This is a genomic window from Lactococcus protaetiae, assembly GCF_006965445.1.
GTDB classification, from domain to species: domain Bacteria; phylum Bacillota; class Bacilli; order Lactobacillales; family Streptococcaceae; genus Lactococcus; species Lactococcus protaetiae.
Genome location: NZ_CP041356.1, coordinates 2,432,504 through 2,445,745, shown reverse-complemented (window position 1 = coordinate 2,445,745; position 13,242 = coordinate 2,432,504). Strand labels below are relative to the sequence as shown.

At 37.2% G+C, this 13,242-nt stretch carries 8 protein-coding genes and 1 pseudogene; 8 read left to right on the top strand and 1 reads right to left on the bottom strand.

What is annotated here, in order from left to right; translation table 11 throughout:
- Positions 1-256 precede the first annotated feature (256 nt).
- From FLP15_RS11590 to alaS, 8 genes and pseudogenes are all read left to right on the top strand, one after another.
- Positions 257-1,336 carry a YdcF family protein gene (locus FLP15_RS11590; protein WP_425351479.1) on the top strand — a complete coding sequence of 360 codons (1,080 nt, stop codon included), beginning with the start codon at positions 257-259 and terminating at the stop codon, positions 1,334-1,336.
- Between the two features lie 159 nt (positions 1,337-1,495).
- Positions 1,496-2,488 (top strand): competence protein CoiA, encoded by a 993-nt coding sequence (locus FLP15_RS11585; RefSeq protein WP_142767239.1) that lies wholly within the window; start codon positions 1,496-1,498, stop codon positions 2,486-2,488.
- A gap of 125 nt (positions 2,489-2,613) precedes the next feature.
- The gene (locus FLP15_RS11580) at positions 2,614-3,474 is read left to right on the top strand and encodes an HAD-IIB family hydrolase (RefSeq protein WP_142767238.1); all 861 of its coding nucleotides are present in this window, start codon (positions 2,614-2,616) and stop codon (positions 3,472-3,474) included.
- A gap of 635 nt (positions 3,475-4,109) precedes the next feature.
- Positions 4,110-5,903 (top strand): oligoendopeptidase F, encoded by a 1,794-nt coding sequence (gene pepF / locus FLP15_RS11575; RefSeq protein ID WP_142767237.1) that lies wholly within the window; start codon positions 4,110-4,112, stop codon positions 5,901-5,903.
- Positions 5,904-6,365: 462 nt separating this feature from the next.
- Positions 6,366-7,196, top strand: coding sequence for an aminoglycoside 6-adenylyltransferase (locus FLP15_RS11570; protein ID WP_142767236.1), 831 nt, complete (start codon positions 6,366-6,368; stop codon positions 7,194-7,196).
- Between the two features lie 20 nt (positions 7,197-7,216).
- A complete protein-coding gene (locus FLP15_RS11565; RefSeq protein ID WP_142767235.1) occupies positions 7,217-7,912 on the top strand; it encodes an O-methyltransferase in 696 nt (231 codons plus the stop codon).
- Between the two features lie 143 nt (positions 7,913-8,055).
- Positions 8,056-8,982, top strand: a complete 927-nt coding sequence (locus tag FLP15_RS11560) for a peptidyl-prolyl cis-trans isomerase (protein WP_142767234.1) — start codon at positions 8,056-8,058, stop codon at positions 8,980-8,982.
- A gap of 328 nt (positions 8,983-9,310) precedes the next feature.
- Positions 9,311-11,928, top strand: a pseudogene (gene alaS / locus FLP15_RS11555) (alanine--tRNA ligase).
- A 36-nt stretch (positions 11,929-11,964) separates the two neighbouring features.
- Here alaS and FLP15_RS11550 read toward each other — a convergent pair.
- Complete coding sequence (locus FLP15_RS11550) at positions 11,965-12,576, bottom strand: nitroreductase family protein (protein WP_142767233.1); 612 nt, start codon at positions 12,574-12,576, stop codon at positions 11,965-11,967.
- Positions 12,577-13,242: the final 666 nt, after the last annotated feature.

Below are 13,242 nucleotides of genomic sequence, written 5' to 3'. Positions count from 1 at the left end.
CTCAAAAGTTTACTTATGAAAATTCTGTCAGTATACTGACAGAATTTTTTTGACTTATAATTTTCTTATCAGTAATTTTTTAAAGAATTTTGTCATGAAGTGATTGAAGTGATTACTTCATCAGTGGGAGATTCTTTCTCTCCCACTGATGTTAGCAGAACGAAAGCAAAGCTTAGTGTTGCTTATTCCTCCACCTAAAAGAGGTGGAGGGATTTAGCAGACGCTTGCTTGGCTAAAAATATGTTAAAATATGCTCATGGAAGATTTTGGATTATTTATTATTGGCGTAATTTTGACGTTATTTTTTGGGAGTATCACTTTCGTTTTTTGGTGGAAAATAAAGCGTTTGAAAGATCTAAGAACATTGCGCTTGGGACGATTGTCGTTTTTTTATATTATTTTTCTGTGGATAACATTGAACGGTGTTTTGGGTTCGTTTATTGTATTTTCAGAGCAGCGAAACAGTATCGGCATTGTCTTACTCCTCATTGAAGCAGTTTTGTTTGCGATTGCTCCTCTGGTGTTAGGGTTTGTTATTCCTATTGCGATTGTGGTTTTGACCATAAAAATGTGGCGAAGAGAATCAAAATCTGTTTCAAATTTATTGTTGCCTATTGTCGTTCTTTTCTTTATTGGTATTGACTTTCTTTATCTTTCGGTTGGGAAACTACCAGAAAGTTGGCTTTGGTTACAAATTCTGAGTTATGTTTATCCCATTTTATCCATTTATTTGGCTTGGCAATTTGGTATTTTCTTTTTATCAAGTTGGGTATATGGCAGGCGCGTAAGAAAAATGACAGCGCCTTACTATGTTGTGCTTGGTGCAGGGCTTATTCAGGGAGAGCACGTTGGAAAACTGCTCGGTAATCGTATTCGCGCTGCTGTAGATGCAGTGCGTGATGAACAGACGATTTTGGTATTTTCAGGAGGTCAAGGGCCGGACGAGAAAATCTCAGAAGCACAAGCCATGCAAAAATATGCCGTTGAAACGCTAGGCTTTCCATTTGAGCGCACATTGCTAGAAAATCAATCTCGAACAACTTACGAAAATTTAGTTTTTTCTGACAAACTTTTGAAAGATAAATTTCTATTTTTCACTTCAGATTATCATGTCTTCCGTGCTGCTTTATTTGCAGCTCAGATTGGTTTAGAAGCGCAAGGAGGACGTGGTGGAAAAACGGCGATGTATTACCGCGTTCCCGCCTTCATTCGTGAATTTATTGCTGTCCTCAACTCTGAAAAGAAAAAACATATGATTTGGGTTGCCGTCATTGTCGGAAGTTTCATCATTTTTGCTATTTTTGCCGTTTTTATACAACATTATAATGTGAAATGAGTTCGCATTTATTGAAGTGATTACTTCATTGGTCGGAGATAGCGCGCACTTGCTAAGTTAAAAACGGTGAAAAACAATTGAATTCCATTCTAAAATATTCTGTCAGTATACTGACAGCTTTTTTTGTGACAATCTATCAGTATTTTCGTATATAGTAGTATGCTGACAGCGATTGATGAAAAAAATAAACTGGTCAATTTATTGGAAAGTTCTCCAGGAGAGCTGACAGGACAATATTTTTGCCCCGTTTGCAAAACAGAAGTTGTCTTGAAAAACGGGAATATAAAAATTACACATTTTGCGCACAAGACTTTACGAAATTGTGAATCGTGGACTGAGAATGAGTCTGTACAACATTTAACGTTAAAAAAGTTACTCTATCGTTGGTTCAAAAAGTCTGAAAAAGTGGAAGTAGAAAAGTACCTTCCGGCTCTAAATCAAACCCCTGATTTGTTGGTCAATGATAACATTGCAATAGAAGTTCAATGTTCCCCTCTTTCGCTCAAGCGCCTAAAAGAACGAACAGAAAACTATCAAACTCATGGTTATTCTGTGATTTGGCTAATGGGAAAGAAATTATGGCTGGGTCATCAACTGACAGAACTTCAAAAAAATTTGATGTATTTTTCTGAAAATCGAGGATTTTATTTCTGGGAACTTGATTTAGAACGAAAAAAATTAAGATTAAAATCATTGATTCATCAGGACTTGAGGGGCAACATTTTACATTTAACAGAGGAAATATTATTTGGTCATGGAGAACTGTTGGCACAGTTGCGTCGCCCTTTTTCCGCACAAGCTCCATTATCATTATCTGTCAGTACTGACAGAGGACTTGCTCATTTTGTAAGGCAACAACTCTTTCATCGCTCAACAAAATGGTTGGAAATTCAAGAAAAATATTATCAACAAGGGAAAAATTTACTGACAGAAAACTTTGACAAGCCTTACATTGCACCGCCAGGTCTCAATTTACTTTCTGTCAGTACTGACAAGTTTTCATCAGCAAATTTTACACAAATTACACAAAATATAACGCCTTACTATCAAAATTTTTTAGAAAATTTCAAAAAAAATCCGCAAAACAAGCTCTATCCTCCTCGTTTCTATGCTATAATAAAAGAAGTTAACAATGAAACAAAGGCAAAATAGAAAAGATTATTCAAGTGGATAGTCTATTTTTTATAGTGCTACAACTAAAAATTACAACATCAAGCAAAGCGTTTGTCCATAAGGAATCATAAGATACTTGTTTTGATGAAAAGGTGGGAGAAAGTATGAATATTGTTTTTTCAGATGTAGATGGAACTTTTCAAGATTTAGGTGTACCTGTTCCTCAAATAAATATAGATGCAGTAAAAAGACTTCAAGAGGCAGGTGACCATTTTGTATTTGTAACAGGTCGTGGGATTGGGCTTGTTGAGCAGATGGAGCAAGAGATCGGGATAGATTGTGACGTCATTTTTGGAAATGGCGCAGGTTTTAAAGCAAGAGGGCAATTTCCGACTTATAGCAACTGTTTATCAATAGATACTTTGCGGCTTCTTTTACCTATTTTGGATGAAGAAAATATCCTTTATTTTATCCACACTGACACTGAAGTGGTAATTCAACCCGTAGAAAAATACGAGGTGCATCTGCAAAAACTCCGTAACAGCCTGAGCTTCATGGGAAATCAAGGAAAACTGTTGATGGACTATAAAACAGAGTATTTCAAAGAGCAATGTTATCACGTTGAAGATGTCATTGGATTTTTCGAAGCACATCCAGAGCGGACAATCGTAAAAATTGAGCTAATGGAAGCAAGTGATAAAAAACATGAAATCCTTAGAGAGAGACTAACTATCAAAGATACTTACGTTTTCACATCATTTATAAAAACACTTGAGATTGTCAATCCTCTCAGCACAAAAGGAGCTGCAATACGCGCTTATCTTGAAAAATTACCTCATGCCTTAAGCTTTGGAATAGGTGATGGAGAAAATGATTTAACAATGTTTGAAACAGTTGATGTAGCAGTAGCGGTAGCAAATGCATCTGATACAGTAAAAAACAAAAGCCATAAAACTACTTTAAGTTGCAACGAAGGTGGTGTTGGGAAATTTATTTTTGATGAAATTCTAAACTATACGAAATGAACTAAAAACCTTCCACTTTTTGAGATTAGATTTAACTTAGCAACACTATCTCCACTCTACTCCGCTGTTGACTCACCACAGGAACTCATTCGCTCTATCTTCGCTTTGCTACGCTGTCGATTTCACTATCTCCGCAACTTCGTTGCTTCGCTGTCCATGCTCGCTATGGTGCTACGTGCTTCGCACGCCGTTCTCTGAACGATCTCCGCAACTCGGTTGCTACGCTGTCACGCTGTCCTCTACTCGTATGCAAACGATAGTGGCAAAAACGATAAGGCGAAATGATAATCTCTGCTTTTGTTCTACTGCCCTAGGGGCTTAGCGCTTGCGATTTGAGCTTGTTGCTTTAGCAACTTAGCGAAATCGACAGCGGAGCAAAGCGAGATAGACTTCGAGGACATGGTGGTCTCATATCTTTGATGTCTAACATTGGTGGGAGAGAGAATTCCCCACCAATGAAGTAATCATTTCAAAATCAATCTAATATAATCGCTCCAGAAACTGAACATTAAATTGTGGATAATGCTATAATAAAAAAATCTAGTCCTGCTTAAAAGTTAAGATTTAAGTAGTATCTTCTCCGTTAGGAAAACGGGAGTAAAGTGACATAGAAACTGAGAAAGGTAAGTGATGGTATGGCTAAAGAAAGAACTGAAATTCCAGAGCAATTAACTTGGGATTTAACAACGATTTTTTCAACAGATGAGGCTTGGGAAGAAGAGTTAGATTGCGTTACAGGCAACATTGAGGGGGCAGAAGCAGATTTTGCAGGACATTTATTGGATAGCGCAGTAACTTTGCATGAGATAACAGCGACCATGCTTTCAATCTCAAAAGATGTGGAAAAACTCTACGTCTACGCTTCCATGAAAAATGACCAAGACACTAGAGCTGCAAAGTACCAAGAATATCAAGCAAAAGCCACAACACTTTACGCAAAATTCGGTGAAGCATTTTCTTTCTATGAACCAGAATTCCTAGCGTTAACAACTGAAAATTATCAAAAATTATTATTAGACGAGCCTCAATTAAAAAAATATCAACATTATTTTGAACGATTATTTACCAAAAAAACTCATATTTTGAGCCAAAAAGTGGAAAAACTTCTCGCATCCGCAGGAGAGATTTTTGGTAGTGGTGCAGAAACATTTGAAGTGTTTGATAATGCAGATGTTCGCTTTCCACAAGTAAAAGATGAGTCAGGTGAAGAAATTCAGCTGACTCATGGGAACTATATTTCGCTTATGGAAAGTAAGGATAGAATTGTTCGTGAAAATGCTTATAAAGCGCTCTATAGTAACTATGAACAATATCAACATACTTATGCTAAAACCTTACAAACTAATGTGAAAGTTCATAACTTCAATGCAGAAGTACGGGGCTACTCATCAGCACGTGAAGCAGCTTTGGCAGAAAATTTTGTACCAGAAAAAGTCTACGATGTGCTTATCGAAACAGTCAATAAATATTTGCCTTTATTACACCGCTATATCTCACTTCGCAAAGAAATCTTGAATCTTTCAGATTTAAAAATGTATGATATCTATACACCATTATCAACATTAGACTATAAATTTAACTATGAAGATGGGGTAAAAAAAGCACAAGAAGTGCTAGCAATTTTTGGAGAAGATTATACCAGACGCGTAAAAAGAGCTTTTGACGAACGTTGGATTGATGTATGTGAAAATGTAGGAAAACGTTCAGGCGCTTATTCAGGTGGGTCTTATGATACAAATGCTTTCATGTTGCTCAACTGGCAAGAAACATTGGATGACCTGTTTACCCTGGTACATGAGATGGGGCATTCCATGCACAGCACATTTACACGTGAAAATCAACCTTATGTTTACGGTGATTATCCGATCTTTTTAGCTGAAATTGCTTCAACCACAAATGAAAATATTTTGACTGAAACATTACTCAATGAAACAAAAGATGATAAAGAACGTTTTGCTTTACTTAATCATTGGCTGGATAGTTTCCGAGGAACAGTTTATCGTCAAGCACAATTTGCTGAGTTTGAGCAGATGATTCACGAAGCAGATGCTAAAGGTCAAGTTCTCACGAGTGAGTTTATGAATGATACTTATGGAAAATTAAATGAAAAATATTACGGCTTGAAAGCAAAAGAAAATTTAGAGATTCAGTATGAATGGGCAAGAATTCCACATTTTTACTATAATTTCTACGTTTTCCAATATTCTACGGGGTTTGCAGCCGCGACCTACCTTGCAGAAAAAATTGTTCATGGAACGACAGAAAATCGTGAAAAATATTTGAATTATCTTAAAGCAGGTTCATCCGCTTATCCATTAGATGTTATTGCTAAAGCGGGCGTTGACATGACATCCGCAGAGTATCTTGAAAGTTCATTCCAGCTTTTTGAAAGGCGCCTAGAAGAATTTGAAAATCTCGTAAAAAAATGAATTAATAATCAAGTCTATGTCTTGAAGTGATTACTTCATCAGTGGGCGATTCTTTCTCTCCCACTGATATTAGGGTACAACCTCACATCAAAGATATGAGGTCACACCTCCGCTCCGCTTCGTTATCCATTCGCTCTAAAGCGACTAAAGTCGCAAGGCGAAGTGGTCTTGTCCCTGAAGTCTAAGCGCTATCTCCGCCCTTTGGGCTACGCTGTCCATGCTCGCTATAGTAGTCGCAGTGGCAACCGACTGGGTGAAACAACTAGCATAGCCGTTGCTGCTTTAGCGCAAACGGCTATCCTATAAAGTCGAAAGTTCAAATCGCAATCCAGCAGAGCTGGCAGGTTGAAATGGTAAGCGCAAGAAGTGGTTTGCGTAAGACGAAAACTTTAACAGTATTAATATGGCTTAATTTCTAAAAGGAACTAGTATAAGATAGAAAAGCGAGGTTAAGGAGTAATCATGCGAAAAGACCAAGAAATGATGAAGTTAATTTTAGAAATTGCGCAATCTGATGAACGTGTACGAGCAGTTTATCTTAATGGTTCAAGAGCAAATCCCAACATAAATCGCGATAAATATCAAGACTATGATATTGTTTACATTGTCACAGAAATTAGTTCATTTATTGAAGACAAAAAATTTCCACAGAAATTTGGTACTCCTTTGATTATCCAGGAACCTCAATCCCCCAGACCTGACGGTCACCACACGTGGCTGATGCTTTTTCAGGATGGTGTCAGAATTGACTTACAAATTGAAAATAAGGATAAAAATAGTTTTGGAGAAGATACGCTAACCATTCCATTACTTGATAAAGATAATATTTTAAAAGAAATTCCTTCATCAAACGACAAAGGATACTGGATAAAAAAACCGACAGAAGCAGAATATGCAGCATCGTGCAATGAATTTTGGTGGTGCCTAAACAATGTAGCAAAAGGAATAAAGCGCCAACAGATCTCGTATACAATGCGAATGTATATGGAAACAGTTCATTTAGAATTAGAAACCATGTTAGACTGGTTTATTGCAGTACAGCATAACTTTGAATTAACAACGGGAATGTGGGGAAAGCATATTAAATCCTACCTTCCTGATGAACTCTATGAAGCTTATAAAAAAACATATTTATCAGAGGATGAAAAAGATTCGTGGCAAGCAATTTTTACTGCCTGCGACCTTTTTCATCTGTTAGCAAATGATGTTGGAAAACGGTTGAATTTTACTTATGAACAGTCTGATGAAGATGGAATGAGAGTTTATCTGAATATGATAAAAAATAGCGAATAAAGAAAGGAAACCATTAATTCGTGGTTGAAACCTATAAACGTACAAGTAATCCAATGATGAACCGTCCAGTTGTAAAACCAGAACTTGTTGACTGGATGCGTAGAAGCCAAACTCAGTTGAGTGGAGATATTACAAAAGTTCTTGCCTTTGCTAAAGAAAACAATATTCCCGTAATTCCGCATGAAACTGTGACTTATTTTCAAATGCTGATTAGTATTATGCAGCCTAAACGTATTCTGGAAGTCGGAACAGCCATTGGTTTTTCAGCGCTTATGATGGCAGAAGCTGCTCCTAGTGCTGAGATTGTGACAATAGACCGAAATCCTGAAATGATTGCTTTGGCAAAAGAAAATCTAAAAAAATATGATTCTCGTCATCAAATTATCCTTAAAGAAGGCGATGCTGCTGATGTTTTATCAGTTTTGAAAAGAGATGGACATAAAAAATATGACATTATTTTTATGGATTCGGCGAAATCAAAATATATCGAATTTCTGCCAAATGCATTAGAGTTATTATCTGATAATGGGGTTATCTTGATGGATGATGTTTTTCAGGCAGGCGAAATATTAGTCCCTATCATGGAAATTAAGAGAACGCAACGTGCTCTAGAGCGAGGATTGCGTAGGCTATTTGATGAAGTATTTGATAATTCTAAATATATGACGAGTGTTCTTCCACTTGGAGATGGGTTATTGATGATAAAATGTCGCTAAACCCTTGGAAATATGACAAAAATTGAAACTTTGCATAAATAAAGTTTTATTTAACTTTTTATGTTATAATTACAACAAGTTAAAAATAAATTAATGATTTTAGACCGAAGTGGCTGCTCGGTCATCATGTAGGGGAGAATATTTTGAAATTCAAAAAACTCAGTTTAGCTATTGCTACAGTTTTCGCAGGTGCCGCGCTCGTAACACTTTCGGGTTGTTCAAACAATGACTCAGCGAGCAAGGATATTATTACCATGAAAGGTGATACAATTCGTGTGTCAGACCTCTATAACGAAGCAAAAGAATTTCCATCACAACCAACAAACACTTTACTCCAAAACTTAACATTTGATAAAATTTTTAGTAAAGAGTTTGGGAAAGAAGTGACAGATAAAAAAGTTGCAGCTCAAGTTAAGGATATTAAGAGTCAATACGGCGATCAATTCTCTTCGGCTTTGCAACAACAAGGATTGACAGAAGCGAGTTTTACGCCATATATGCGTACTCAAATGCTTGAACAAGCAGCGATTGATCATGATATCAAAACGACACAATATATAAAAGCAAATCTTGAAGCAGCATGGAAAACTTATCACCCAGATGTGACTGCTTATGTGGTTTCTGAAACATCAAAAGATGCTGCAACCAAAGCATTGGCAGCAGCAAAGAAAGATGATGCTGGTAAAGCGAGCTTTGAGAAAACAAATGCTTCAAGCAAAATAACGTTTAATTCGACTTCTACAACAGTACCAGCGGAAGTTCAAACAGCAGCTTTCAAGTTGAAGAATGGCGAATTCTCAGATGTTATTGAAGCCTCTGATGCTTCTACAGGTTCTACTTCATATTATATCGTTGAGATGGTTAAAACATCTGACAAAGGTACTGATATGAATAAGTATAAAAAAGAACTTCAAGATGTCATCAAATCTCAAAAAGAGTCTGATACAACATATGTTAGTGGTGTGATTGCTTCTTACTTGAAAAAGTATAATGTTACTGTGAAAGAAACAGCGTTCTCAAATCTTTTCTCACAATTTACACAAACTTCATCAAGCTCATCATCTAACTAATAATTAAAACTTTAACTTTGCAGAGAGCTCATGGTGCTGAAAATGAGTAGGTTAAAACAACAGTGCTTAAATAGCAGAGAAAACTGCTTTGACAATCAAAAGAGATGATAGAAATTCTATCGTGAATAAGGGTGGTACCGCGGTATTTAACTGTATGCGCCCTTTGTTTACGGTAGTTTTTTATCGTTTTATTGTGAATAAACACACAAATTAAAATAAATAAATAATAATTTGAAATGAATTTCCCTTTCTAAATAGGTTAGACGCTTAATGGAAAAGTAAGACTAACTATAAAATGGATAGTGGAAAGTCTAAAGGAGAAATCTTAATGAAAACCATGACTTCAGCAGAAGTTCGTCAAATGTTTCTTGAATTTTTTAAATCAAAAAATCATACAGTAGAACCTTCACAAAGTCTTGTACCAGTAAATGATCCAACTTTACTTTGGATTAATTCTGGTGTTGCAACATTGAAAAAATATTTTGATGGTTCAGTTGTTCCAGAAAATCCTAGAATTACTAATGCACAAAAGGCAATTCGGACAAATGATATTGAAAATGTAGGTAAAACAGCACGTCATCATACGATGTTTGAGATGTTGGGGAATTTTTCTATTGGTGATTATTTCCGTAAAGAAGCGATTGCTTATGCTTGGGAACTGTTGACAAGTAAAGAATGGTTTGAATTTCCAGCTGAAAAATTATACATTACTTATTATCCTGATGATAAAGATACCTTTAATCGTTGGGTAGAAGTCGGAGTTGACCCTTCCACCTTGTTCCTATTGAGGATAATTTTTGGGAAATTGGGGCTGGACCTTCGGGACCAGATACAGAAATTTTCTTCGACCGTGGTGAGACATATGATCCAGAACACGTCGGATTAAAGTTACTAGCAGATGATATTGAAAATGACCGTTATATTGAAATCTGGAATATTGTCCTTTCTCAATTTAATGCTAATCCTGCAATCCCACGTTCAGAATATCCTGAATTGCCTCAGAAAAATATAGATACAGGTATGGGGTTGGAGCGTATGGTTTGTATCATTCAAGGTGGAAAAACTAACTTTGATACTGACCTTTTTCTCCCTATTATTCGTGAAATTGAGAAACTATCTGGAAAAACTTATGATTCTGATGGAGAAAACATGAGTTTTAAGGTTATTGCGGACCATATTCGTTCATTGAGTTTCGCTATTGGTGATGGGGCATTGCCTGGAAATGAAGGACGGGGCTATGTTTTACGTCGTTTGCTACGCCGTGCTGTTATGCATGGGAAAAAATTAGGTATTCAAGGCAAATTCTTGGCGTCATTAGTTCCAACTGTTGGAAAAATCATGCAAAGTTACTATCCTGAAGTGCTTGAAAAGCAAGACTTTATCATGCAGATTATTGATCGTGAAGAAGAAACATTTAATCGAACCATTGATGCGGGACAAAAGTTGATTGATGAACTCCTGACTAAGCTCAAAGCTGAGGGGAAAGATACACTTGATGGAGAAGATATTTTCCGTCTTTATGATACGTATGGTTTCCCAGTCGAATTAACAGAGGAACTTGCTTATGATGAAGGCTTCAAGATTGACCATGAAGGTTTCAAAGCTGCAATGAAAGAGCAGCAAGACAGAGCGCGGAGTGCAGTGGTTAAGGGTGGCTCAATGGGCGCTCAAAATGAAACTTTGTCTTCAATTGAGGTTGAATCAACTTTCCTTTATGAAGATAAAGTAGCACAAGCGAAATTGTTGGTAGCAGTTAAAGATAATGAACTTGTTGAAAATGTAACTGGTACAGCTCAACTTGTATTTGATGTCACTCCATTTTATGCTGAAATGGGTGGACAAGTTGCTGACCACGGTGTGATAAAAAATGCTTCTGGCCAAGTGGTGGCAAATGTTTTAGATGTGCAACACGCTCCTCATGGACAAAATCTACACCAAGTAGAAATTTTATCAACACTCAAGGTCGGTGATACTTATACTCTAGAGATTGATGTAGAGCGGCGTAATGCCGTTGTTAAAAATCATACGGCGACTCATTTACTTCATGCAGCGCTTCATCATATTGTAGGTAATCATGCCTTACAAGCAGGATCACTTAATGAAGTTGACTTCCTCCGTTTTGACTTCACTCACTTTGCACAAGTGACAAAAGAGGAATTAGCAGCGATTGAACGTCAGGTTAATGAAGTGATTTGGCAATCTATAAAAGTTGATACGATTGAAACAGATGTGGAAACAGCGAAATCAATGGGAGCAATGGCACTTTTTGGTGAAAAATATGGAAAAGTTGTTCGAGTTGTGAAAATTGGTGATTATTCGGTGGAGCTTTGTGGAGGAACACATACAGCAACAACTTCTGAAATTGGTCTGTTCAAGATTATCAAAGAAGAAGGAATCGGATCTGGTGTTCGTCGGATTATTGCAGTGACGGGTCAAAAAGCTTATGAAGCCTTTAAGGAGGCTGAAAATACTTTGAATGAGGTAGCAGGGGTAATCAAGGCACCGCAAATATCACAAGTGGTAGCAAAGGTTTCGAGTCTTCAAGATGAGCTAAAAACCGCTCAGAAAGAAAATGAGGCTTTAGCAGGAAAACTTGCAGCAAGTCAGTCAGATGAAATTTTCAAAAATGTACAATCAGTAGGAGATTTGACTTTTGTTGCTAGTGAGGTATCTGTCCCTGATGCAAATGGTTTGCGCCAACTTGCAGATATTTGGAAACAAAAGGAGCGCTCAGATGTGCTAGTGCTTGTTGCAAAAATTGGTGAAAAAGTAAGTCTTTTGGTGGCAAGCAAATCATCAGAGGTCAAAGCAGGAAATTTGGTTAAAGAACTTGCTCCATTGATTGATGGCCGAGGTGGCGGTAAGCCAGACATGGCGATGGCTGGTGGTTCTAATACTGCTGGTATTGGGGTACTCTTGGATAGAGTTAGTGAAAAATTAGTATAAAAGTAAAAACTATCGCAAGATTTTGCGATAGTTTTTCTATTCGATGATATTTGAAAATTCATCAATGGGATAGCGAAGGTGTGGAAAACCAGGCTGTAAAGCTTTGCCAACAGGGAGCATGAGGATAGGTTCATAGGTTTTTGGAATGTTTAAATAATCCATAATTTTATCAAAAAATACACCACGCATTGGCACGGATTCGTATCCAAAAGCTCTTACGACATACATCAGATTCATCGAAAAAAGCCCAACATCAAAACGTAAGCCTTCATTTTCAATGTCTTCAGGATGTAGTTGAAGATAAGTTGTTACTCGTTCTATTTTTTCTCTAAGCTCATCTTGGTGAATAATGTTGTTTCTAAGGTTGAAGTCCATAATTTTTTGAATATCATAGGCGGATTTATCACCCAAAATAAGGAAAACAGCAGATGAATCTTCGACTTGTTTTTGATTTGCTGAGAAGGTTTTTAAAATTTTCTGTTTGGCTTTATTTTTAATGACGATGACTTTCCAGGGTTGAAAATTGTTGCTGGAAGGGGCATTTGCAGCGTGTGACAAAATGTTCTTGATTTCTTCAGTGCTGATTTTGGCATTGGGATCGAACGCTCTGACTGAGGAACGTGCATCTAAAAATTCGAGTGGTGACATTTTTTCTCCTTGTGAATAAGATATGAGTCTGGCTGCTTTGAAATGATAAAAAATGCTACTTAGCTCTTGGAACTTTGCCTCTTGCTCTTACCATTTCGTCTTGCGAGCTTTGCTGGATTGCGATTTGAACTTGCCACTTATAGGATAGCCGTTGGCGCTAAAGCAGCAACGGCTATGCTAGTTGTTGCCACTGCGACTAGGTGCTTTGCCTTTTGCTCTTACTGCTTTAGCAGATAAGCAAAAGGACAGCGGAGCAACAGAGTTGCGGAGACCGTTCATAGAACGGCGTGCAAATCACGTAGCACCGTAGCGAGCATGGACAGCGAAGCAACGAAGTTGCGGAGATAGTGAAATCGGAAGTAGATTAAAGCGGAGATAGAACGAATGGATAGCGAAGCGAAGATGATGCAAGCAAAAGAACAGCGGAGTGTTGAAAGCACATAGATAGGAGATTGCATGGGGATCAGAGCTTCTAAGTACGATTTATCTTTTTTCACTCATTTCAAGGAGAACAAACTCTGTTGAAGTGATTACTTCATTGGCGGGGATTCTTTCTTCTCCACTAATTGTTAGGGTGACCTCACGAACACTGGCAATTTCGCAAAGTTGCTAAAGTAACAAATTCAAATCTCATCGCTAAAGCGCCAAGAACCTAACGAAAGCAAA

Excerpts from the sequence above, each read along its gene's own strand:
- FLP15_RS11590 (WP_425351479.1), top strand. The coding sequence starts at position 257 with ATGGAAGATTTTGGATTATTTATTATTGGCGTAATTTTGACGTTATTT.
- FLP15_RS11585 (WP_142767239.1), top strand. The coding sequence starts at position 1,496 with ATGCTGACAGCGATTGATGAAAAAAATAAACTGGTCAATTTATTGGAA.
- FLP15_RS11580 (WP_142767238.1), top strand. The coding sequence starts at position 2,614 with ATGAATATTGTTTTTTCAGATGTAGATGGAACTTTTCAAGATTTAGGT.
- pepF (WP_142767237.1), top strand. The coding sequence starts at position 4,110 with ATGGCTAAAGAAAGAACTGAAATTCCAGAGCAATTAACTTGGGATTTA.
- FLP15_RS11570 (WP_142767236.1), top strand. The coding sequence starts at position 6,366 with ATGCGAAAAGACCAAGAAATGATGAAGTTAATTTTAGAAATTGCGCAA.
- FLP15_RS11550 (WP_142767233.1), bottom strand. The coding sequence starts at position 12,576 with ATGTCACCACTCGAATTTTTAGATGCACGTTCCTCAGTCAGAGCGTTC.